The sequence below is a fragment of the Paenibacillus sp. FSL R5-0713 genome (assembly GCF_037973325.1).
GTDB lineage: Bacteria > Bacillota > Bacilli > Paenibacillales > Paenibacillaceae > Paenibacillus.
On sequence record NZ_CP150229.1, the window covers coordinates 1,335,386 to 1,360,655 of the forward strand.

Annotated in this window: 16 protein-coding genes; 11 read left to right on the forward strand and 5 right to left on the reverse strand. The window is 47.6% G+C overall.

Features of this window, described 5'->3' with window-relative positions:
* Positions 1–48 precede the first annotated feature (48 nt).
* The 5 genes from MKZ12_RS05885 (at position 49) to MKZ12_RS05905 (ending at position 10,729) form a co-directional block, all read left to right on the forward strand.
* Complete coding sequence (locus MKZ12_RS05885; protein WP_339240148.1) at positions 49–600, forward strand: undecaprenyl-diphosphatase; 552 nt, start codon at positions 49–51, stop codon at positions 598–600.
* A 240-nt stretch (positions 601–840) separates the two neighbouring features.
* Positions 841–2,556, forward strand: a complete 1,716-nt coding sequence (locus MKZ12_RS05890; RefSeq protein WP_339261324.1) for a methyl-accepting chemotaxis protein — start codon at positions 841–843, stop codon at positions 2,554–2,556.
* A 411-nt stretch (positions 2,557–2,967) separates the two neighbouring features.
* On the forward strand, positions 2,968–5,889 hold the full coding sequence (locus MKZ12_RS05895; RefSeq protein WP_339261326.1) for a glycoside hydrolase family 9 protein: 2,922 nt from the start codon (positions 2,968–2,970) through the stop codon (positions 5,887–5,889).
* A 304-nt stretch (positions 5,890–6,193) separates the two neighbouring features.
* Positions 6,194–9,469, forward strand: coding sequence for a glycoside hydrolase family 48 protein (locus MKZ12_RS05900; RefSeq protein ID WP_339259290.1), 3,276 nt, complete (start codon positions 6,194–6,196; stop codon positions 9,467–9,469).
* A gap of 465 nt (positions 9,470–9,934) precedes the next feature.
* Positions 9,935–10,729, forward strand: coding sequence for an SH3 domain-containing C40 family peptidase (locus tag MKZ12_RS05905; protein WP_339240152.1), 795 nt, complete (start codon positions 9,935–9,937; stop codon positions 10,727–10,729).
* Positions 10,730–10,858: 129 nt separating this feature from the next.
* Here the strand turns inward: MKZ12_RS05905 and MKZ12_RS05910 are convergent, their stop codons facing one another.
* A complete protein-coding gene (locus MKZ12_RS05910) occupies positions 10,859–11,767 on the reverse strand; it encodes an ArsR family transcriptional regulator (RefSeq protein WP_339259292.1) in 909 nt (302 codons plus the stop codon).
* Between the two features lie 179 nt (positions 11,768–11,946).
* Here MKZ12_RS05910 and MKZ12_RS05915 point away from each other — a divergent pair, with 179 nt between their 5' ends.
* Positions 11,947–13,452: an alpha-N-arabinofuranosidase gene (locus MKZ12_RS05915; RefSeq protein ID WP_339259295.1), complete on the forward strand. Its 1,506-nt coding sequence runs from the start codon at positions 11,947–11,949 to the stop codon at positions 13,450–13,452.
* 620 nt (positions 13,453–14,072) lie between these two features.
* Here the strand turns inward: MKZ12_RS05915 and MKZ12_RS05920 are convergent.
* On the reverse strand, positions 14,073–14,825 hold the full coding sequence (locus tag MKZ12_RS05920; protein ID WP_339259297.1) for an MBL fold metallo-hydrolase: 753 nt from the start codon (positions 14,823–14,825) through the stop codon (positions 14,073–14,075).
* A gap of 131 nt (positions 14,826–14,956) precedes the next feature.
* On the opposite strand from MKZ12_RS05920, the gene MKZ12_RS05925 reads away from it, so the two are divergent.
* Complete coding sequence (locus tag MKZ12_RS05925) at positions 14,957–15,388, forward strand: Lrp/AsnC family transcriptional regulator (protein ID WP_339259299.1); 432 nt, start codon at positions 14,957–14,959, stop codon at positions 15,386–15,388.
* 29 nt (positions 15,389–15,417) lie between these two features.
* Here the strand turns inward: MKZ12_RS05925 and MKZ12_RS05930 are convergent, their stop codons facing one another.
* The 3 genes from MKZ12_RS05930 to MKZ12_RS05940 form a co-directional block, all read right to left on the reverse strand.
* Positions 15,418–15,927 carry a hypothetical protein gene (locus MKZ12_RS05930; protein ID WP_339259301.1) on the reverse strand — a complete coding sequence of 170 codons (510 nt, stop codon included), beginning with the start codon at positions 15,925–15,927 and terminating at the stop codon, positions 15,418–15,420.
* Positions 15,928–16,078: 151 nt separating this feature from the next.
* Entirely contained in the window at positions 16,079–17,890 is a 1,812-nt protein-coding gene (locus MKZ12_RS05935; RefSeq protein ID WP_339240160.1) for an ABC transporter ATP-binding protein, read from the reverse strand.
* The gene (locus MKZ12_RS05940; RefSeq protein WP_339259303.1) at positions 17,883–19,625 is read right to left on the reverse strand and encodes an ABC transporter ATP-binding protein; all 1,743 of its coding nucleotides are present in this window, start codon (positions 19,623–19,625) and stop codon (positions 17,883–17,885) included. Before MKZ12_RS05940 ends, MKZ12_RS05935 begins: the two co-directional genes overlap by 8 nt.
* A gap of 361 nt (positions 19,626–19,986) precedes the next feature.
* Here MKZ12_RS05940 and MKZ12_RS05945 point away from each other — a divergent pair, with 361 nt between their 5' ends.
* From MKZ12_RS05945 to MKZ12_RS05960, 4 genes are all read left to right on the forward strand, one after another.
* The gene (locus MKZ12_RS05945; protein WP_339240162.1) at positions 19,987–20,910 is read left to right on the forward strand and encodes an S-layer homology domain-containing protein; all 924 of its coding nucleotides are present in this window, start codon (positions 19,987–19,989) and stop codon (positions 20,908–20,910) included.
* Between the two features lie 812 nt (positions 20,911–21,722).
* A complete protein-coding gene (locus tag MKZ12_RS05950; protein ID WP_339240163.1) occupies positions 21,723–22,694 on the forward strand; it encodes an ABC transporter permease subunit in 972 nt (323 codons plus the stop codon).
* A 15-nt stretch (positions 22,695–22,709) separates the two neighbouring features.
* The gene (locus tag MKZ12_RS05955; RefSeq protein WP_105600785.1) at positions 22,710–23,618 is read left to right on the forward strand and encodes a carbohydrate ABC transporter permease; all 909 of its coding nucleotides are present in this window, start codon (positions 22,710–22,712) and stop codon (positions 23,616–23,618) included.
* 41 nt (positions 23,619–23,659) lie between these two features.
* Positions 23,660–25,255, forward strand: a complete 1,596-nt coding sequence (locus MKZ12_RS05960; protein ID WP_339240164.1) for an extracellular solute-binding protein — start codon at positions 23,660–23,662, stop codon at positions 25,253–25,255.
* The last annotated feature ends 15 nt before the right edge of the window (positions 25,256–25,270 follow it).

Sequence of the window (25,270 nt, forward strand, 5' to 3'; positions counted from 1 at the left end):
TGTAAAAAATAATCTTGTTGTGTGTAATGGAGGTATTAAAAGCCAGTTATGAATCAATCCGTATTTCATTGGATTAATCAGTTTGCAGACCAAATTCCATTTCTGGACTGGTTTATGATTACATCATCGGAGTATGCGGTCTGGGTTATGATTGCACTACTCGTTATTGTATGGTTTCTTGGCGATCCATCCAAACAGCGTATCGTTTTCTATGCTTGCGTGGCATCCATTGCAGCGTTAGTTCTGGCGAAATGGGGCATATCACCTGCGGTCGGCCATCCAAGACCTTTTGTGGAGGGAAACGTACATCAACTGGTTGCCCATGTACCTGACCCATCTTTTCCAAGTAAGCATGCCTCCTTTGTATTTGCTCTCGCGGCTGCTTCATTCTTTATTGGGCGTCGCTTGGGGTTATGGATGCTATTGCTTGCTGTGTTGACAGGGGTGTCTCGTATATACGTTGGTGTGCATTATCCAGGAGATATTCTGGGAGGATTCCTTCTCGGTAGTCTGCTTAGTGTGGTTCTGATTACAACCCGCAATTATACCAAGTCGATACCTGACTTCTTTATTAACATACACCGGCGTGTTTTTGGTTAGCGATTGAAAGAAATGTCTAGTGAATAGATGGTAGTTATTATTATTGAAAGAAGTCTCGTATCTCTGGTTTTTCCAAAGATGGGAGGCTTCTTTTGCTTTATTTTCGAAGTTACATGAAATTTGTAGAAATTGAATTCTGACATCTACAATTCATGACTAGAGGTGACGATATATTATTCATATGCATTAGTTTATGCGCTAAGTTGAGGAGTGGGGAATGTGGAAGACACGCGGGGGAAGATGTTGGGGAAATTGAGGTTAACGATTCGAGGCAAGTTATTGACTGGTTTTCTGGCAGTCGTAATTCTGCTGGTTTTTGTAAGTGGCTACGCATTAGTCCAGATTCATAGTATGTCTGGCAAGGCGAATGAAGTGGATCAGACCTGGATGCCGAGTGTGAGCTTACTGGGGAAAATGAACGGCGATGTGTCGGATGTAGAACGACTCGCACTGGCCATCATTGTTGAACAGAACGAAGATGAGTCGGCTAAGATGAACGAAGCGCTACAGTTGCTGCTTACCAAGATTGAAGATGAGCGTAAACAGTTACAAACGTTAATTGCAAACAACGATGCAGCGCTTAAGCTCTATAATGATTTTAGTACGAATTATGATGCTTATGTAGCGAAAATGCCGGCATTTGTCGAATTTGGTTTGAACAACAATTATGATGAGTCTAGCCGTTTACACACGGAGGCTTATCCACTATGGTACACAGCAAATGACTCTATCACCAAGTTAATTAATTTGGGCAATGAAGGATCGGATGCTGCAACAAATGAGTCTGTTTTGCTTGCAGAAAATACATTTAATATAATTTTGGCTGTTACAATTTTTGCCTTCCTGGTTGCGATGTTCATTGCTTTCTTCATTGCAAGCATCATCTCACGTCCAATCAAAAAGATGAATGAAGCTGCCATGGCAATAGCAAGTGGTGATCTGACAGGCGAGAAAATTGTACTGAAGAATAAGGATGAATTAGGCACGTTGGCTAATTCCTTTAATACCATGTCGGGTAATCTGCGCGAGATGATTGAATCGGTATCAATGACTTCCGAGCAGGTAGCTGCTTCATCGGAAGAGCTTCTTGCAAGTGCGGAGCAGAATACCCAAGCTTCGGAACAGATCTCCCAAACGGTAGAGGAATTGGCTGTGGGTACGTCCGATCAGGTCGATATTGTGAAGCGTTCTTCACAGGCGATGAATGAGATGGCTCTCGGGTCGGAGCAGATTGCTGAGCTTGCCCAGAGTGTATCTGTATCTGCTGTGGATGCGGCGAATCAATCTTCCGAAGGGAACATGATCATTCAGCAAGCGGTTGAACAGATGGGTTCTGTTCGAAATTCCATTGCTTCACTTACAGAGTTGGTAACAGGGCTGGGGGAACGTTCAGCAGAGATTGGAACCATTACCGAGGTAATCAACAACATTGCCCGGCAGACCAATCTGCTTGCACTGAATGCAGCCATTGAAGCCGCACGAGCAGGAGAGCATGGACGTGGTTTTGCTGTAGTTGCAGGAGAAGTGCGTAAGCTTGCTGAGGAATCTTCCACATCAGCCCAACGGATTACGGATCTCGTTCAGTTGATTCAGAAAGATACCGATCATGCTGTTCAGGCAGTCAAAGTGAACAGCAGTGAGACGGAAGCAGGAATCGAGATGGTTACTGCGGCAGGGCAAGCGTTCGAGCAGATCTCGGATGCGGTTAACAAAGTAGCGGGTGAAATTCAAGAAGTATCCGCTGGTTCAGAAGAAATGTCAGCGAGTACGACTGAAGTCGTAGGCTATGTAAGTCAGATCTCCAACATCGCCGGAGAGGCAGCAGGCGGGGTTCATAATGTGTCTGCCGCAACTCAACAGCAGTTGGCTTCCATGGAAGAGATCGCTTCATCCGCAGGTTCATTATCCAAAATGGCTGAAGAACTGCAGGAGCAGATTAACAAGTTCAAAGTATAATCATTAAGATGTTTGGATACCTAAGGGTAGAAGAATATACAGACGGAATGGTCAGAATGCCATTTAATTTGTGGTATTGATTATAGCAAGGGCGAGAAGCTGTTTCTCTAACGCGTATATGGGTTAGAGAAACAGCTTTTTTGTCGTTTGACGCAGACTAGGTCACAACAATGTTATTTCAGAAGTCACCAACGCTTATATAGCTAGTAAAACAAACGGCTATAATGGTAATTAATGGTGTAACTTACACTCAAATACACCATGGAGAGGAGCGATATAAACTTGCAGTCCAGAGTAATGCATAAGGAATATTCATGAAGAGGAGATGAATAGTTGAACATGAAGGGGAGCTGGTGGAGACGAGTCGCCATGATCGCGTTATCGGCAGGATTATTGGCAGGGAGTTTCTCGATGAACACAGGACTTCGTAAGGCGGATGCGGCCGCCGGAGATCAGAACTATGCTGAAGCACTGCAAAAAGCCATTTACTTCTATGAAGCCCAGCGTTCGGGGCCATTACCAGCAAATAATCGGGTCGAATGGCGTGGTAATTCAGGCATGCAGGATGGGTCTGATGTAGGCGTCGATCTGACCGGAGGGTGGTATGATGCCGGGGATCATGTGAAATTCGGCTTTCCGATGGCTGCTTCCGCTACGATGCTCGCTTGGTCTGTCGTGGAATACGGCGACGGATATGAACAGGCAGGACAACTGGAGGAGATCAAGGATAATATCCGATGGGCGACCGACTATTTTATGAAAGCGCATACCAAACCAAATGAATTATGGGGACAAGTCGGAGCAGGTAATACGGATCATGCCTGGTGGGGACCGGCAGAGGTCATGCAGATGAACCGTCCTTCGTTCAAGATTGATGCTACCTGCCCAGGCAGTGATCTGGCGGCAGAAACAGCGGCAGCACTGGCAGCGTCGTCGATTGTATTTGCAGATGATGACCCGGCATACTCGGCCAGATTGCTCCAACATGCCAAAGAGCTGTACAACTTTGCAGATACGTATCGTGGGGAATACACCGATTGTATCACGGATGCCGCAGCGTTCTATAACTCGTGGACAGGATACGAAGACGAGCTGGCATGGGGTGGAGCATGGTTATATTTAGCCACTAATGATAGCGCTTACTTGTCCAAAGCCATTGCAGCTACGGACCGTTGGTCTTCTAGCGGAGGCTCAGCCAATTGGCCGTATACCTGGACACAAGGTTGGGACAGTAAACATTATGGTGCCCAGATCCTGCTTGCCCGGATTACGTCCAACTTGAACATGCCGGAGGCGACGAGATTTATTCAGTCGACAGAACGCAACCTGGATTACTGGACAGTTGGAGTTAATGGGACACGAGTCAAGTATACGCCAGGAGGTCTTGCGTGGCTGGATCAATGGGGCTCGCTCCGTTATGCAGCGAATGCAGCCTTTATTTCTTTCGTATACTCCGACTGGGTCAGTGATCCTGTGAAAAAATCAAGATATCAGGATTTCGCCGTCTCGCAGATGAATTATATTCTGGGTGATAACCCGCGTCAGAGCAGTTATGTGGTCGGATACGGGCAAAATGCACCCCAACATCCGCATCATCGAACCGCTCACAGTTCGTGGCTGAATAACGAGGATATCCCGGCTAACCATCGCCACATTCTGTATGGTGCCATGGTCGGCGGACCGGATGCATCAGATGGATATACCGATGATATCGGAGATTATGTGAGCAATGAGGTGGCAACTGATTACAATGCCGGTTTTACTGGTGCACTGGCAAAGATGAATCTATTGTTTGGTCAGAATCATCAACCTCTTGCGAATTTCCCTGCACCTGAGGTCAAGGGTGAGGAGTTCTTTGTGGAAGCTGCCATCAAATCATCCGGTTCCAATTATACGGAAATCCAGGCACAGCTTAATAATCGTTCCGCTTGGCCTGCCCGAATGGGAGATCAACTTTCTTTTAAATATTTCCTGGATTTGAGTGAAGTGTATGCTGCTGGACGTACTGTATCGGACGTTCATGTGACCACCTCCTATACGGAGGGAGCGACGGTATCCCAACCGGTTGTGGTGAATGCAGCCCAGCATATCTATGCGATTACGGCGAACTTTGGTAATACGAAGATCTATCCCGGTGGGGAAGGGAATTATCGCAAAGAAGTACAGTTCCGCATTACAGGCCCACAGGGCGCATGGAATGCAAACAATGACCATTCGTTCCAGTCGCTGACCACAGGCAATCCTGTGAAGAGCATCTACCTTCCAGTCTATGATGCCGGAGTGAAGGTGTACGGACAGGAGCCTGGTGTGGCACCAGTTACGGTTCCAAGCGCACCTGCTAGCGTGCAGGCTGTGGCGGGAAGCAGTCAGGTTAACCTGACCTGGACAGCTGGTTCCGGGGCTGAATCGTATACGGTGAAGCGTTCCGAGGTAAGTGGAGGGCCATATACCACTGTCGCGACGGGTGTGAATGGATTGACCTATACGAACACGGGGCTGACGAATGGAACCACTTATTATTATGTAGTGACTGCCGTGAATTCAGCAGGGGAATCATCGGGTTCTATGCAGGTGTCGGCTACGCCGCAAGCAGCTTCAACAGTGCCGGGAGCACTGACTTTAAGTGGGACGGCTGGCAATGCACAGTCGGTCCTGACCTGGACAGCAGCTTCGGGCGCTACCAGCTATAAGGTACAACGTTCGATGGCAGGAGGAACATACGCGGATGTGGCAACCGGATTGTCCATATTGACTTACACGGATACGACTGCGCTGAATGGCACCACGTACAATTACCGGATTGCAGCCATGAATGCGAACGGGCAGACGCTGTCCAATGTCCTGGCACTGACGCCTTCTGCACCTCCGGTGACGACGGATACACTCGAAGTGCAGTACCGCAGTGGAGGGTCCGGGAATTCAAGCAATGCGGTGACCCCGCAGTTCAATGTGAAAAATACCGGCACACAGGCAATCGATCTTAGTACAGTGAAGATCCGATATTATTTTACCAAGGATGGTACCGATGATATGACGTTCTGGTGTGATTATGCCCAGATGGGTACGGCCAATGTTGAAGGAACATTTGTCGCGGTGAATCCGGCGAAGGGTACAGCTGATACGTATCTGGAGATCAGCTTCAAGTCCGGAGCAGGCAGTTTGGCCGCTGGAGCAGAGACCGGCGTGATCCAGACACGCTTTTCCAAAAATAACTGGAGCAATTTCGATCAAAGTAATGACTATTCCTATGATGCCTCCAAGACGGCTTTTGCCGCATGGAACAAGGTAACCGCGTATCAGGGAACCAACAAAGTATGGGGCTTGGAGCCGTAACTGGCTGAATGTCATAAGTCGAAGAGCAGCATGGGCAGACCAACAGCACTTATAGAGGATGTTCAAAAAGTTCGCTTTTGATTACGAAGGATGCCTGGTGGCATCATCAGCATCGAATATGGAATTCAGCCGAAATAAGTGGGAGGCTTACGAAGAATGTTTCCTTGGGAAACATTGTGGTCGCTCACGTAGTTTTCCCTACGCTGCGCTACGCCATTTCTAGCTTCATCCCATCTTCTCGGTACTGAAAACCACTCTTTTTGAAACGCATTTATATTCCACTATTCCAGGGAGGTATATATCAATGTTGAAATCAGCTGCGAAAAAAAGTTTAACAGCCATGCTGGCGGGTACTGTCATGTTGACCGGATACACCGGACTGTGGGCAGGGCCGCAAACGGCACACGCCGCAGATCAGGCCATCGAGATTCAGTCCGACAGCATCAATGAAGCCCGGTTTTTGCAATTGTATGAACAGTTGAAAGATCCGGCAAACGGATATTTCTCGCCAGAGGGTCTACCTTATCATTCCATTGAGACCCTGCTGAGTGAGGCCCCGGATTATGGTCATATGACGACGTCCGAGGCATACAGTTACTGGCTATGGCTAGAGACCATGTATGGTCACTATACGGGAGACTGGTCCCAACTGGAAGCCGCATGGGACAGTATGGAAAAATTCATTATCCCGGTCAACGAAGGTGACGGCAAGGAAGAGCAGCCTACGATGAGCTCATACAACCCGAACAGCCCTGCTACGTATGCAGGGGAAAAACCATTCCCGGATCAATATCCATCGCAACTTAATGGGCAGTATGCAGCGGGTAAAGACCCGATTGATGCTGAACTGAAGGCGACCTATGGTGACAATCAGACTTATCTCATGCACTGGCTGGTGGATGTGGATAACTGGTATGGATACGGTAACCTGTTGAATCCATCCCATACGGCTACCTATGTGAACACATTCCAGCGTGGGGAGCAGGAATCTGTGTGGGAAGCGATTCCGCATCCATCCCAGGATGATAAATCCTTTGGTAAGGCAAACGAAGGCTTTATGAGCTTGTTCACCAAGGAAAATCAGACACCGTCAGCGCAATGGCGTTACACCAACGCAACGGATGCCGATGCACGTGCTGTTCAGGTTCTGTACTGGGCGAAAGAGATGGGATACAACAACCCGGAATACCTGGATAAAGCGAAGAAGATGGGCGACTACCTGCGCTATGGCATGTATGATAAATACTTCCAGAAAATTGGAAGTGCTAAGAACGGTACACCGACGCCGGGTACAGGCAAAGATTCCAACATGTATCTCATGGCTTGGTATACGTCATGGGGCGGTGGTTTGGGTCAAGGTGGGGATTGGGCTTGGCGCATTGGAGCGAGTCATACCCATCAGGCTTATCAAAACCCGGTTGCAGCCTATGCCTTGTCTGACCCGGCTGGCGGCCTGATTCCTGAATCAGCAACAGCGAAGGCAGATTGGAATGCCACGCTCAAACGTCAGCTGGAATTCTACACTTGGCTGCAATCCCATGAAGGAGCCATTGGCGGGGGGGCAACGAACAGTATCGGTGGTTCCTATGCGGCCTATCCGGCAGGAATCAGTACCTTCTATGACATGGCCTATCAAGAAGCACCCGTGTATCGTGACCCGGATTCCAACACATGGTTTGGATTCCAGGCATGGCCGCTGGAGCGTGTAGCCGAGATGTATTATATTCTTGCCGAGAGCGGTGATCTGTCCTCTGAGAACTTCCAGATGGCCAAGAAAGTGATCACGAAGTGGATTGACTGGTCCAAGGATTATGTATTTGTAGGTGAGCGTCCGGTGACGGATGCGCAAGGCTACTATCTGAATGCAGCAGGACAGCGCATTTTGGGTGGAACCAATGTTCAGGTAGCGACAACACCGGCTCCAGGAGAGTTCTGGATTCCGGGTGGTCAGGAATGGCAGGGTCAGCCGGACAAATGGAACGGCTTCAGTTCGTTTACGGAAAATCCGAACTTCCGTGTAACGACCAAAGACCCCGTGCAGGACACAGGAGTTCTGGGAAGTTACGTTAAAGCACTGACCTTCTTCGCGGCAGGGACACAGGCGGAGAACGGCACACTTAGTGTGAAAGGTCAAGAAGCCAAGGATCTGGCGGAAGCTCTGTTGGATACTGCTTGGGATTACAATGATGGTGTGGGTATCGTTACCGAAGAAGAGCGTAAAGACTACTTCCGCTTCTTTGCCAAAGAGATCTATATCCCGGCCAACTGGTCCGGAACCTTTGGTCAAGGCAATACGATTCCAGGTACAGCAGGTGTACCTTCCGATCCAGCGAAAGGCGGCAATGGCGTATACATTGGATACTCCGACCTGCGCCCGGCCATCAAGCAAGATCCGGCATGGGCTTACCTGGATAACCTGTACAAAACGTCGTATAACCCGACCACGAAGCAGTGGGAGAACGGAGCACCTACCTTTACGTATCACCGCTTCTGGTCACAGGTGGATATGGCCACAGCTTATGGAGAGTATGATCGACTCCTCGGAGATTCCGATAGTCCGGGAGTGGAAGTGCCCGGTGCTCCTGCTGGCGTAACAGCAACCGGAGGAAGCGAGCAGGTGGTTCTGAATTGGAACGCAGCCGCTGGTGCAGCCTCGTATACTGTGAAACGTGCAGAAGTGAACGGTGGTCCTTATACGTCTGTAGCAACAGGGGTCACAGGATCAACATTCACGGATACGGGCTTGACCAACGGCACAACGTATTATTATGTCATCACTGCGGTGAATGCCGCAGGTGAGTCTGCACCGTCGACACAGGCATCTGCAACACCACTCGCAGGTGTCGTTGTGCCAGGCGCATTCAACCTTACTGGAACGGCTGGGAATGCCCAGGCGGTACTGACATGGACAGCATCGACTGGAGCAACAAGTTATAAGGTACAGCGTTCGGTAGGCAACGGGGCGTATACTGATCTGGCAACGGGGTTGACTGCACTGACGTATACCGATGCTACAGCGGTGAATGGTACGGCATATAATTACCGAATCGTAGCCGTGAATACGAGTGGTCAGACGAATTCGAATGTCTTGGTATTGACCCCATTAGCCCCTCCGGTCACAACGGGAGCACTTGAAGTACAATATCGCAATGGTGGTTCAGGAACTTCAGGCAATGCGATCACTCCACAGTTCAATGTGAAGAATACAGGTACAACTGCTGTGGACTTGAGCAAAGTGAAGCTCCGGTATTATTTCACGAAGGATAGTGCGGCTGATCTGAGTTTCTGGTGTGATTATGCCCAGATTGGAAGCAGTAACGTGGAAGGACATTTTGTTTCGATCGATCCGGCCAAGGGCACGGCAGATACCTATCTGGAGATTGGATTCAAATCGGGTGCGGGCAGTTTGGCAGCGGGTGCCGAGACCGGAATTATCCAGGTGCGCTTCTCGAAAAACAACTGGACGAATTTTGATCTAACGAATGATTATTCCTTTGATTCCACCCAAACGGCCTTCAGTGCTTGGACGAAAGTGACAGCTTATCAGGACGGCGCGAAGGTATGGGGAATTGAACCTTAATCAATAAACAGCTACTTAACCAGTAGTAGGATCATTAAGGACACGAGAAATACAGATTAAGCTGGGGAGAAATCCCTGGCTTTTTCTTTTTTTATAATAAACCTTCAAATGGGTAACGGTAATTAGAAATTGAACCATAGTAATGTTTACCATATTTGCGATTTTAAACATTAAAATATAGTTCATATGACCCATGTACTGGATGAGGATTGACCTAACTCTTTTATCGGTGAAAAATGAAGCATATCAAATAGTTACAATAATTTAACCTTTGTAAAAGAAGGAATCAGCAGTGCTTTTTGCCAATAGAGGATGGACAGACCCTGTTACTTAGTGCTCAAGTGCGCCTGCATCAATACAGGACTTTTGGCTGATGAACGTTATGGATAGCCCGTTTACAATGGGGCAAGCCGGGGAGAAGCAACCCAGGTTAAAATTCTGTAACATCAGGGGGAACTCGACATCATGAATTGGAAGAAAACAATTATTACAGCAAGTGTCACAGCATCGATGCTGATGGGAAGTCTGACGACAGGAGCACTAACGGCACAGGTATCGGCAGCTGCTGTTGAGAATTCACAAGTAAAAGTAATTTGGGGCGTAAACCTACGCACAACACCTTCTTCTTCTGCGAAAGTTGTTCGCTTGATCGCTAAAGGGGAGACGGTAACAGTGCTTCAGCAATCCGGTTCGGATTGGTATAAGATTAAGGATTCTGCGAATCGGACAGGCTACATATCTTCTTCATCCAAATACACACAAGCTGTAAGTGGCGGTACAAGCGGGTCAGGTTCAAATAGTGCCACATCGGAAACCGGCAATGCGTCTGTGGAGAAAGTTATTGCGGCGGGAATGAAATATTGGGGTACACCGTATGAATTCGGAGCGAGTCGTAACAGCACAGCTACGTTTGACTGTTCCAGCTTTATACGTCAGGCTTTTATCGATGCACTTGGCATCAAGCTTCCAGCTGATTCTCGTAAACAGGGAGCATATGTGAAAGCTAAGGGTGCTGTTCAGACCAACTGGAAAAACCTGAAGCGCGGGGATCTGATGTATTTCATGTCGTATAAAGGCAGTTCTGCATCATCGTATTCGGGCGTGAATAAATCCAGCGCAACCATTACGCACACAGGGATCTACCTGGGCGACGGCAAGGTATTACATACGTATTCCAACGCCGGCGGTGGTGTAACGATTAGTGATATCTCTGGCAAACATTGGGAGTACCGCTTCCTGTTTGGTGGCAGTGCGCTGTAGGTTAGAACAAGACTTTCTTAGAACCTCTATGATATTCTGCGGATGTTTATAGGTATACAAAACACCTTCCATTTTGCCTTTGACGGGCGAGTGGGAGGTGTTTTTGTGTTATCTATTGAACGGAACAATTCAATCCTGATAGTACAGGCGGAACAGGATGTCCTGATTGTAGTTGCCAAATCCCTCACCATACAATGTGAGTCCGCCTACATGCTGGGCATCTTCCTCTACAGATAGACGAAGGGTCCACTGGTTGCGTTCAACAGGGATATCTGAAAGTGTAATTGCGGATAGGTGTTGTCCATCAATAAATGTGCCCTCATTGGTGATTCGCAGTACCTTGAGCATGCCATATTGATTGACACTGTCGCTCCACCATTCCGGGGTGAACATGCCGCGTCCGTTGCCTGAATCTCCAGGGCTTGTCCATTCACCCAATCGGATGCCATTGAGCATAAAAGTAATATCCGAGGGCCAATTGGGATTAACGGATGGGGCTTCTGATCCGATCTCCAGGGACAGTTCAATGGCGTTGATCTGCTGTCCGGATAAAATATAGTTTGGAATTTTGTATTCCACAAATCCACGGCCAAACCACAGAATATGGGCATGCATTCGCTCGGGGTCGAGGAAATAGCGAGGGTCATCGTACTGGCCAATCACCTGAGTGGACGTTGCCAGCCCGCATGTCGGATAGACGTCAAAGTGGGTGTAGTGTCCCACAGGTACAGAAACCTCGTGCAGCTTGCGGGCTGTGCCGCTTTCCTGCGGCATGGAGATGCCAATCCAGTCTACAGCAAGGCTGTTCATTTTATGCGTGCCACCGTCTTTGCGTATCATTTTGGACTGAATAATGCCCACATCTTGAAGTTTGCGGACATGCATGGTCACGATGGCACTACTCAGACCCAATGAAGCAGCGAGGTCTTTCACATTCATGGGTGTCTCGGCAACAAGGCGGATAATCTGTAAACGTACTTCACTGGCAAGTGCTTCATATAGGGGTAGCCATTCGGCATCGGTATTTGCTCGGATCACAGTTGTTCCTCCAATATGTCTTTATAGAATTAAGTTAAACATAAATTCAGTAAAAAGAATAACATTTTGCAAAATTCAGGTTGAAATTGAGGCTATAATCGATTTTAATATAAATATGAACGTTGATCCATAGAATATCAATTAATTTTTATATTAATCTTAGGGAGTTGAAATTCATTATGGAAAAAGCAAAAATGACGGTAGACAAAGATTTTACTATTGGAGTAGTTGATAAGCGTTTATACGGTTCATTCATTGAGCATCTTGGACGTGCCGTGTATGGTGGAATATATGAGCCTGGACATCCATCTGCGAACGAACAGGGTTTTCGCACGGATGTGCTGGAGATGGTCAAAGAGCTGCACGTACCGATTGTACGTTATCCAGGAGGTAATTTTGTATCCGGTTACAATTGGGAAGATTCGGTTGGACCTGTGTCAGAACGCAAACGCAGACTGGAACTGGCTTGGAGAACAATTGAGACCAATGAATTTGGCTTTAACGAATTCGTGGACTGGGCGAAACAGGCCAATTCCGAAGTCATGATGGCCGTTAATCTGGGAACACGTGGCGCCGATGCAGCCCGCAATATTGTAGAGTACAGCAACCATCCGGAAGGTTCGTATTATAGTGATCTTCGCATCAAGCATGGATACAAGCAGCCGCATGCGATCAAAACATGGTGTCTGGGCAACGAGATGGATGGTCCTTGGCAGATCGGTCACAAAACGGCAGAAGAGTATGGACGTGCTGCTGTTGAAGCGGCAAAAGTCATGAAGTGGACGGACCCGACCATTGAACTGGTAGCCTGCGGAAGTTCGAATCTGAATATGCCTTCATTCCCGGATTGGGAAGCAACCGTGCTGGATCATACGTATGATCATGTGGAGTATCTGTCCCTGCATCAGTACTATGGTAATCAGGAGCAGGATACGCCAACGTTCCTGGCACGCTCACTTGAAATGGATCGTTTTATCGATACCGTGAAGGCGACCTGTGATTATATTAAAGCGAAGAAACGCAGCAAAAAGACCATGTATCTGTCCTTTGACGAGTGGAATGTATGGTATCACTCCCATGAAAGTGACTCCAAAATGGATCCGTGGCAGATTGCTCCGCCACAGCTGGAGGATATCTACAACCATGAGGATGCACTGCTTGTTGGTTGTATGTTGATCAGTATGCTCAAACATGCGGATCGGGTCAAAATGGCATGTCTGGCACAACTCGTTAACGTTATTGCGCCGATCATGACAGAAACAGGCGGTGGTTCGTGGAGACAGACGATCTTCTATCCATTCATGCATACGTCCTTGTTTGGACGTGGAACGGCATTGGTGCCATTGATCCAATCTCCGAAATACGATACCAAACAAATCACAGATGTTCCTTATCTCGAGGGCATTGCAGTTCATAACGAAGAGCAGGGTGAAGTGACTGTATTCGCAGTCAACCGTCATCTGGAAGAAGCGCTTCCGCTCGAAGTGGATCTGCGCAGTTTCGGGAAATGCAGCTTGATCGAGCATATCGTGCTGGAAAGCGATGACCTCAAAGCATCGAATACGGCCGCACAACCGAACCGCGTTGCTCCTCATAATCGCGGGGGTGCAGAGGTATCCGAGACCCTGATTACAGCGAGCTTGGCGAAAGCGTCATGGAACGTGATCCGTTTGAAAGTGCAATAAGGGATCAGGTAAAAGGTGAGGCACGGGAACCTGATTGCACGTTGGATGTCCGAGAGGGATGCCTGCGGGTTAGCTTGGTTCATGTATCAAAAAAGCTGGGTGCAAGTTCAATGCATCCAGCTTTTTCGTCGTATTTTATAGGGGAACAGAAGGCATGGCGACACGGGCAATAATGTGGCTGACGCGTAGCAAGCAGGGTATCGATGTAACACGTGTGTTGAACATGTAGTAAACAGTACACAGTACGGAGTAAATAGTACGTATTACACACTACATACTACACACTACATACTACAAACCACATACTACACACTACGCAGTTACACACTGCATGTACACAGTCATCTACGTACGTGCTAACGAACCTGGGACACCTTATTATGTCGATTATCTTTATAGTTGAAAATTAACGAATCTGAGACACCTTATCATAGCAAAATGACGGGCAAATCTCGGGAAAAACTCATCCAGATAGCGAATAACGTGTATAGGCTTCGTTAGAATATTAGATTAGCCGAAAACAGACGAATAGCGTGTGCTGAGTTCGTTACAATCACCCGCCCGTTTGAAAGGTTATTTCTCTTCAGCGTAGCGTTCACTTCAACCTCCAATCTTAAAACTTAAAACTCAAAACTTTCGCCATCACGCGGAATGAGTACCTGACCATCCAACTGCTCGGATGTCAGATAAGTGGCAAGATCCGTACGAGACATCATACAATGATTAATCGCATCCATGTGCACGGCGATGACATGAGCAGACGGCGCATGGCGCTTCACGGCTACAACGTCAGGCCCGTCCATTGTAATGGGATCACCCTCCAGGAAGCGTGCGCCTCCGGCATTCACGATAATGACTTCAGGTGTGTATTGACGAATGGCTTCAGCAGGTTCTTCGCACCAGATGGTATCCCCAGCGATATAGGTGACGGGTTCTCCATCTGCTTCAAGTACGAAACCGGACACGTTGCCCATACGTTCTCCGATTTCACCTGTGCCATGATGCCCGGATGTGCGGGCGAATCGGACAGAGTGATGCTCATGTTTTTCTTCGACAGCTGTTACATTTGTGAATCCGGCACCCAGAAATACATGCTCATCCCCAGGCTGGCAGATTAGAGGAATGTCTTTACCAAGTTGTTTCGCCGCTGCTTCATCCCAGTGATCGGGATGGGTATGTGTCACAATCAACAGATCTGGATGCAGATAATCCGTTTCGGTTTCAGGCAGAGCTACTCTTGGATTACGTAACTCATTGGGTGTATTGGGGAATGCGGGCATGACTTCGGCGTCCATCAGCATGGGATCAACGAGAATGTTCAGCCCTCCGTATTCCAGCCACAGTGTTGCATTGCGAATCAATTGAATTTTCATGATATTTGCACTCCTTCGGGTTGTTGAATAGTATTACCCTATATGGTATACAACCCGTTTAACGGCGTACATAACATGATGAATGGAATTAGGCTAAGCTAATTTCACCGTGAAAGGATTGCTGAAGCAAGATGAATGAAATGATAGATGACACAGATATCCGTATTTTGCAGATCCTGATTCAGGATGCCAAACGTTCTCACAAAGAGATCGGTGAAGAGGTTCATCTCACGGGACAGGCCGTCGGTGCAAGAGTGCGCAAGCTGCAAGACCTGGGGGTAATCGAAGGGTACACGGTAAAATGGAACCCGGAACGCCTTGGCCTCGGCCTACAGGCCTTTGTCACGGTTTTCTTGAACTCCGGTAACAGACATGCTGCCTTTCGTATATTCATTGCTGATCGTAAGGACATCGTTGAAGTCCATCGCGTCAGCGGAGAGGGCTGTTATCTGATGCGGGTGCAGACCAGCACCACAGAGGAACTTGGACAACTGTTGGAAGCATTGCTGCCTTACGGCAATTACAGAGTCAGCCTGTCCATAGGTGTGGAGAAATCACAGTGATGTGTGGTGTGGGAGGCTTGTCTCATCCCTCACGATAGTCCATGATCTTGCTGCTGATCATGCAAAGTCTCCTGAAGCAAAGTCACCGCTTGGTTCAGCTCTTTTTTGCTGAGTAGATGATCGGTCTGAATATGAGACCGGGTGCCGTCCTTCAGGAACAGAACGATCATGGGAGAAGCAGACAGGAGCCACTTGCTGCGGGCAGGTGAGGCAAGTTCGACTTTGCGAATCCGGCTCCATGGAATCTTCCGCTTGCCCGTGTTCAACGCATCATCATCCCAGGATAACAACACGGCAGGGCTTCTGATTAATCGTGACACGAACATGAAGAATAGCGGTCCGACCAACCACATGCCCAGCACGGCAGCGATGGAATAGTATATCGTCTCCAGTCTTTCGGCTTGTCCGTCCACGATGATCCATAATAGGCTCACACACAAGAAAAGGAAAAGGAAGCATAGACTTGCTTTCCATAGAGCGGTGCTGCGTCGGTAATATATCTGCTGATGATCATGCTTGGGTATTCCAGGTTGCTGCATAGATGTTCCTCCTCATAACAATGCTGATCGATATGCCAAACGTGCCGCCTGCATGAGCAGAGCGGCATGTTCAACGTTATTGGCTATGACACAGGCTCAGATGAATTCATTAGCCCGATCTATAGTTTAACACGAACTTAATTCAGGTCCATTACCCTGATATCGCTGAATTTTTACCTGCATCTCGCGCGTGTGTGTACAGATCGGCATACACGCCTTGAGCTTCAATCAGCTCCTGATGCGAGCCTTCCTCCACAATCTCGCCATTCTCCATCACCAGAATTCGGTCCGCATGCATCACTGTGGACAGACGATGGGCAATGACAATGGTGGTGCGTCCTTGGGATACCGATTCCAGAGCCTGCTGCACGAGCTGTTCCGTGTGTGAATCCAGATTGGCCGTTGCCTCATCCAGGATGAGCACTCGGGGCTGGAACACAACGATCCGGGCAAACGATATCAACTGCCGCTCCCCGGCGGAAAGCCCGCTTCCGCGCTCGGACAGATGTGTATCATATCCTTGTGACAAACGTGAAATCATGGCATGTGCTCCGACAAAACGGCAGGCTTCAATTGCCTGCTCTCGCGTGATATCCTCACGAAACATTCTCACATTATCAATGATGGAACCAGAGAAGAGGAATGGTTCCTGTTGAATCAGACCCACGATCCGATGAAGTTTGGCCTGCGGCAACTGCCGAATATCGGTACCATCAATTTCGATACTGCCCTTGTCTACATCATAAAAGCGATTGAGCAGGGAGATCAGGGTGCTTTTTCCAGCGCCTGTTGTGCCCACGATCCCTACCATTTCACCTGGATAGAGGTGCAGGTTCATATGCTGGATCAGGGGCCGATCTGCCTGATAACCAAACGACACATCATTAAAATCAATCTGGCCCATCACGTTCCGAGGTTCCAGCGAAGAGGCCTGCTTAGGCTCAGGATCGGCAACTTCAGGCCGCGTATTCAGAATGTTCCAGATGCGATCCATGGATACGGTGGTGGACTGGAATGTATTCCACTGCATCGTAATCTGGTTGATTGGTTGGAAGAACTGCCGAATATAACTGATAAACGCATATAATACCCCGACTTGCAGGGACTCACCCAGAACCGCGCGACCTCCAAGCCAGACCATCATGACCAGTGCCGCATTGCCAAGGATATCAAAGGTCCGGTTGAATATGACATTGGAGCGGGCTTGAGCAATGTTGGCTTTCAGATGGAGCGCATTTTGTTCCGAGAAACGTTTCTTCTGTTCTTCTTCCTGGTGAAAAGCCTGAATCAGGAACATGCCGGACAGGTTCTCCGCTGTAAATGCGATTAAACGGGAAAGACGCGTACGGGCATTCTGATAAGCCTTCCGCAGTCGACTACGGAATAATACCGCAACCACTGCAATGACAGGCAGGACGATCAGGGAGTAACCCGCGAGCACAGGATCAAGTTGGAACATAAAGACGATAATGAGCACCAGCATCATACCATCTCGAATCAGACTGAGCAGGACTTGGGTGAAAAAGCTGCTGATGGTTTCCGTATCACTGGATACGTTCGTGACTAGACTGCCGATATGAAAACGGTCAAAGAAAGACATGGACATCTTGGAGATATGTTTGAACAGGTCCTTTCGAATCCGGGATACAATGTTCTGTCCCACATGCTGCAACAGATTATTCTGCACATAGGTAAAAATAAAACTAATAACAGCCAGCCCGAGAAAGATGGCTGCGAGCTGAACGAGAAAGCCCACACTGGTCTGGCCGATGGCCAGATGATCATCGATGGCAATCTTCACCAGATAGGGTTGCAGTAGATCTGCCGATATGCCCAGCAGTGAGCAGAAGAAGATGCCGGCAAATGCCCATTTATGCGGTTTGGCGTATGCCATCATCGCTTTGAACGAAGTTCGTTTACTCTGATCGTCTTCTGCATCTGGTCGAAGTTCAGCGTTAGACATGATGTAATCCCTCCTCCTGCAAACGGTAGGTGGCCGCATATAACCCCTTGGCAGCCATCAACTGCGCATGTGTTCCCTGCTCAGCGACGCGCCCTTCATCCAGAACGATGATATCGTCTGCGTGACGGACCGCGCTGATGCGATGTGAGATGATCAATGTGGTCTTGCCCTTGCCGATCTCGCGCAAACTGCGCAGAATACCGCTCTCTGTAACGGCATCAACCGCGCTCATGCTGTCATCCAGAATAAGTAACTGTGCTTGCTTGATCAGTCCTCTTGCAAGACTGGTTCGCTGACGTTGTCCACCAGACAGGGTAAGTCCACGTTCGCCAAGACGTGTATCGAAGCGATCAGGAAAACGGACAATATTGTCATAGATCATGGCTTGCCGTGCACTATGTTCCACTGTATCCAGCGATACTTCCCGGTCGCTGAATGCGATGTTATCCCGGATGGTGGTGCTAAACAGGAAGCCATCCTGAGGGACATAGGCGATGCGCGATCTCAGACTTTCCAGCGATAGCTGCCGAATATCGGTACCATTGATGCGAATCGTTCCTTCAGGTGGTTCGTATGTACGCAGCAACAGCTTAACGAGGGTGCTTTTACCTGAGCCGGTCTTGCCTACAATACCCACCGTTCGCCCGGCACGAATATGGAGTTGAATATTTTTGAGAGCAAGGGATGAACTGCCAGGATAGGAGAAGGTTAGATTCTCCATGGTGATATCTTGTACGGTATGGAGCGCTGTGGCTTCGGGAAGTTCACGCACATCCGCTACTTCGCTGAGCAGGTCATTCACCCGCTCCAAGGATGCGCCTGAGCGCTGAACGGTATTGATGACATTACCGATCTGTTGAAGCGGTCCCATGATAATGCGCAAATATAAGGTTAGGGCGACAAAACTCCCGAGTGTAATGGAATTCTGCATGGTCATCATACCTCCGACAAGCAGAGAAACAACCAGTGAGATGGCCCCCAGCAGCGGGAGCAAAGCTTGAAACAAGGAAGACAGACGAACAAGCCGAAGCTGTTTGCTCTTAATTGCATCGACGGTAGTTCCAAAACGTGCACGAGCACTGTCTTCGATGGCAAACGTCTTGGTTACGCGAATGCCGCCCAGCTGTTCTTCTGCAGATTCCGTCATGGTTGCAAGGGCTTCCTGTACTTCACGAGAGCGCTTGCGAATCCGCGGACCGAAAAATACGACCAAAAATGGAATCGCCAGCAAAGGTACAACGCTGATTAGAATGAGTGTCAACGGAATCCCGCTAAGCAGCATCATCACAATGCAGGACAACAGCAGGAAGGTGGCATTGGTCATGAGTGTCACGCCATTGGATATTGCTTCACGTACGGAAGTAACATCGTTCATGACATAACTGAGCAGTTTTCCGTTCCCTTGTTTGGAGAAATAATGTTCGCTAAGTTCGGAAAACTTACTGAATATACGCTCACGCGTCAAGAATTCGAAGCGTCGACCAAGCTTCATAATCATGAACTGTCCGGTACCGAACAGTAGATTATAGCCGATGGCAATAGCTAGAAGGGACAGGCTGTACCTTACGATTGTCTGCATCTGGAGTGTGTTCTGCATCAATTGATCCGTGAAACTGCCGAGTATGCGGGGCAGGGATGCTTGCCCGACATTGGAGGCAATAATCAGAAGAACAGCAAACAGATAGATAGGCCAGTTCGATACGACATAACCGTGAAGTAATCCTTTCTTGGACATAAGCATTGTTCTCCTTTTGTTATAGGTGAAGTCAGTTCAGCGGGTGGAGTCAAGAAAAGGGCCGACACCTGTTATTAGCGCGTCGTGCCCTCTTACTGTATGCGATCCGGTTCGCTGTTTATCCGTCATCCGATGGATTTCTCTATTCTTATTTTTGCGCTAATCCGATGGGATGTCAACGAAGTCAGTTAGCAGCAGGCAGGTGGATCGGATTAGTGACTGCGGAGAAAAGTTCTATGCAGTGTTCCCGTGTTGTATTCACCAGATGTCGAAATTACTGAAACATTTTTTAGAGGTACCCCGTCTGTAGGAATGAAGAGGTAAAAAATAGGCTTTACTAATCATATGGAGGTGCCAGGAAATGAAACATAAAAAAGGATTGGCTGCAACGCTTGCACTCTGCGTTTCTTTGACAGCAGGAGGTGCATCCGTATTTGCTTTCTCAGATGTGAAAGATGAGGGTCAGAAGTCGATTGTGGATTCATTGAAAACAAAAGGTGTGATTAACGGAGTAACAGCGGATCTGTTCCGTCCAGATCTTGCATTGTCCGAGCCACAGGGTGTTCAACTGATTGTGAATGCATTTGGTCTGAAAAATGCATACGCGGCGTCTGCCGCTCAGAATAAAATTAGTCCGGACACATGGTATGCGGATGCTGTACAGGCCGCTACCCAAAATGGATTGTCTATTCCGGTAGAAGTAAACCCGCAGGGCAAAATGACACGCGAGCAATTTGTTATTTTGCTTCATGAAGGTATTAACACAACCGGGAATTATCCAGTCATCATGAAGTATAATCTTGTTAAGGACGAAAATAAAATCGGTAAGGACGCCATATCTGCGGTCCAGAACTTGCTGAACATGAACATCATTGAACTGGATAAGGACGGTAATTTCCGTCCAGATCAGTCGCTTACCCGTATGGAGGCTGCAAGCATGATCTTCAATGCACTCGAATTCGTGGATAAACACGGCAATGGCGGCTCAGCAGAGCCGGCTCCAACCAATCCAGGTGAAGGCCAACAAGCGATCGTACCTGAAGTGACTACAACGAAGGTTGATGACAAAACAACCAAAGTTAAACTCAGTGCTGAAATGCCACACCCTGGTTATGGATTGAAGATTGATGATGTGAAACTGGAGAAGGATGGACGCGCGATCGTGCTCTATTCCATTATTCAACCTGACCCGGACATGATGTATCCGATGGTTATCACGAATGTGACTGCAGAAACGGATATCCCAACAGGATATACGGCAGAAGCTCAACCTTCAGGCAAGTAAATTCACTGCAAACCCTATAAACTATCCTGGATAAACGAATTGTATCCTGGAAACCACTCTCCATACGTATGGAGAGTGGTTTTTTTATTTGACTTCAAACGTAAAAAAAGTTCTTATATGTTCACTTATATTACATTTGAAGAAAAATAATATTACATTTAAATCAATTGAATGGATAACTGCTTGGGTTATAAGGCCAATTCATGTTATGAAATCGGTGATTTTTAAATAGTATTTTCCCAAATATCTATGGGTCTAAGCGTGCAAACCTTGTGCAAAATCTACACATATAACTTCGAAAAATCAATGTTTATAAGCGTTTTTGTATCCTGCACGCAAAGATAAAAACAACATATATACGAAAGAGACAGGAGAAATATAGAATAAAAGCAAGCAATGACGGGCTTGTAAAATGCGATAGATGTATGATAGGTAATATTACATAATTTCGCATCGGTAACATCTGTAAACCTCCACATTCAGCATGATGCTTGTAAACATGAACACGGTATCTGATCGTATATGTGGGTTTTGACTTTAATGCCTGTTTTCTAACCTCATTTAAGATCTGACATCTTTCCAGGTTCATGTGACGGAATCCTAAATGACACTTAAGGAGGGAAACCGGTCAAATTCTACATGTTTTACTTCCCCAAAATGACAATGACAAGCTGGCAACATAAGTGTAAACCCCTGTTGTAACAGTATATTCGGTGATTTTATATGGAAAGGTTGAAATGGCATATTTACTGATGGGGAAATGAACCATAAACTCGGTATGTAAGCGTTACCAAAAAAGGAGGAAACAACTGATGCAACCAGATGGGAAGTCCACCTTGTCGCAAAACCTATCGGTATACACCAATCCGAGCAGTAAGAAAAATAAATTAGGGAGAAGGATGATTCGAAACTGGGAGTTGTATCTGTTTATCGCGCCAGCCTTTCTATACTTTCTGATATTCCATTATGGTCCGATGTACGGCATACAAATTGCATTCAAAAATTTTATTCCAACGCTTGGTGTCACGGGAAGCCCATGGGTCGGATTCGATCATTTCATCCGTTTCTTCAATTCTTATTATTTCTGGGATTTGCTATGGAATACACTTAGCATCAGCTTATATGAGTTGGCTATAGGTTTTCCACTGCCGATCATTCTGGCGTTAGCGTTCAATGAAGTGAAGGATTCCTTCTTCAAGCGTACTGTGCAGACCGTCACGTATGCACCGCATTTTATTTCGGTCGTTGTGATGTCGGGCATGATCATTACCTTTTTGTCTCCCTCATCAGGCATGATTGTCAATTTGGTGGAAGCCCTTGGATTTCAGGCACCTCAATTCCTGACGGACCCTGCGTGGTTCAAAACAGTGTACGTACTGTCCGGAGTCTGGCAAAGCGCAGGCTGGGGCACGATCATTTACCTTGCTGCCCTATCTGGCGTAGACCCGCAACTGCATGAAGCGGCTGTGGTGGATGGTGCGAGCCGGTTTAAACGGATTTTACATATTAACATACCAGCCATCATTCCTACGATCACCATCTTGTTAATTCTAAATATGGGCAGTATTTTGGGCGTCGGATTCGAGAAAATCCTGCTGCTGCAAAATCCGCTGAACATGGGCTCGTCCGATGTCATCTCAACCTTCGTCTATCGGTCGGGTCTGGTGGATGCACAGTACAGTTTCTCCACGGCGGTGGGATTGTTCAACTCCGTAGTTAATGCGATTCTGCTCATTACCGTGAATCAGATCGCACGTCGTACCAGTGAAAACAGCCTGTGGTAAAAGGAGGGAATACACATGTCATCCGCAGTGAAAGAAAGCAGAAGCGATAAGGTGTTCTTAGTGTGCAATTACATCTATCTGACAGTGGCGCTCGTGATTGTGTTGTATCCGCTACTATACATTATCAGTGCCTCAATTAGTGATCCCAAATACGTAAGCTCCGGGGAGATGTGGTTACTTCCGAAAGGAATTACATTTGAGGGCTATGCCCGAGTGTTTGAGAACACCAACATCTGGATCGGATACAAAAATACAATCATCTACACTGTCGTAGGTACCATCGTCAACCTGATTGTCACGTTACCAGCAGCCTATGCGCTCAGCCGCTCGGATTTTGTGGGGCGCGGATTCTTCATGGCGATGTTTATGGTAACGATGTTCTTCGGCGGAGGGCTTGTCCCAAGTTACCTGCTAGTCAAGGATCTTGGTATGGTGAACAGCATGTGGGCACTTATTCTGCCTGGAGCTGCATCCATCTGGAATATTATCGTATGTCGTACGTTCTTCCAATCGACGATTCCCAAGGAGCTGCAGGAAGCGGCGCATATTGATGGGTGTACCAACACCCGGTTGTTCATCAAGATTGTGCTTCCGCTCTCCATGCCAATCATTGCAGTGATGGCACTCTTTTATGGAGTCGGACACTGGAACAGCTATTTCAGCGCCATGATCTATCTAAATGATTCTTCCAAGTATCCGTTGCAGCTCTTTCTGCGGCAGATTCTCGTGCTTCAGGAAATGGCAGCTCAAGGGGGAGGAGCCATTGATACCTCTTCAGCAACGGCGATGAATACCAAAGCGGAGATTGCTGCACTGGTTAAATATGCTGTCATTATTGTTGCGACCCTTCCTGTCATTGCAGTGTATCCATTCCTTCAGCGTTACTTTGTCCAGGGTGTTATGATCGGTTCCGTTAAGGGCTGATCTTAATCCATATACCACATTAAACAAGGGGAGTTGTTGTCATGAAAAAGCTTCGCAAGGCTTCATCCATTACACTCTGTCTCACCTTATTCGCAACATTGCTTGCAGCCTGTGGTTCAACCAATGAAGAAGGAAGTGCGACCTCCACAATTGAGGGGGTCAAAAAAGAAGGTTTCCCCATTGTAGACAAAACACTAACGCTGAAGGTCATGTCCCAGGATGCGGGTGTAGCCGACTGGAGCACAATGCCTGTGCTGCAAGAGATGGAGAAATTGTCGGGCATCAAGCTGGAATACCAGCTATCACCGATCGACAGCTTTGAAACGAAAAAAAATCTGGTATTTGCCAGCGGGGACTTGCCGGATATGTTCTATGCTGCGGACCTCAAGCCAGCCGAGCAGGTGACATATGGCAGCCAAGGCATCCTGATCCCGTTGGAGAAATACATTGACGAAGGTTACGCCCCGAATATCAAAAAGATTCTCGATGAGAACCCGGATGTCCGCAAATCATTTACAACACCTGATGGACATATGTATGCACTCCCATTCATTGATAAAGCCGCTGTGTGGTATAGAGGCCCAATGTGGTACAACGGGGAGTTCCTAAAGGCACTTAACGTAGAAGAGCCTAAGACCACGGAAGAATTGTATACGTATCTCAAGCGTGTCAAAGAAGAAGACCCGAATGGCAATGGCCAGCAAGATGAGATTCCGCTAACTTCTGTAAAACTGGATGATCTTCGCATGTTTTTCTTCGGCTTCTGGGGGATGTACAACGAAGGTATCTATTCCGATAAGGACGGAAAAGTTCACTACCCTTATCAAGAAGAAGGCTATAAAGGGTATCTGACATTCATGAATCGCTTGTGGAAAGAAGATTTGCTGGATCATGAGACCTTCTCTCAAACAGGCGATCAGAAAAAAGCAAAAGGTGTAAGCAACAAACTTGCACTGTTCAACGATTACCATCCATACTTCACGCTCGGTGGTGAACCTAGCACGGATCATCCGCTGATGACACCCGTGAAGAGTGAGGTAGCAGACTCTCCGGTATACGGCAAACACCCGGGTATGTCGGCTCGCGGTACCTTTGCTATTACGAGCAGTAACCCGTCACCTGAGGCGACGATGCGATGGATCGATTACTTGTACAGCTATGAAGGTGCGACTCTGTTCAATCAAGGTCCGGAAGGTGTGTTATGGCAATTCAAAGACAAGGAAAATCACGTAAAAGAGTGGCTTCCCGTTCCTGGGGGTGGGGATCGTGAGGAATACCGCGGTAAAATCACGCCGAACTTTGGTATCTTGACACCGGGCATTAATGATCCCGAAGTAGCGAAGGGTCTTCGCACCGAATTTGATGAGTGGATTGACCAGCAGAATCAAGAGAAGTTGGTACCTATTGGTAAAGCACCATTTCCTAACGTTTATCTGACAAATGAAGAGCAAAGCGAAGCCACCGCTCTATTGTCTGACCTGGATACGTACGTCAAGCAGATGGAAGCAAAGTTTGTGACGGGTCAGGAACCCCTTGAGAACTGGGATAAGTACATTGCACAGATGAAGAAAATGGGCAGTGACCGTATCATCGAACTGTATCAGGGAGCATACGACCGCTGGAATTCCGGGCAATAAAAAAAGTCTGTCGAT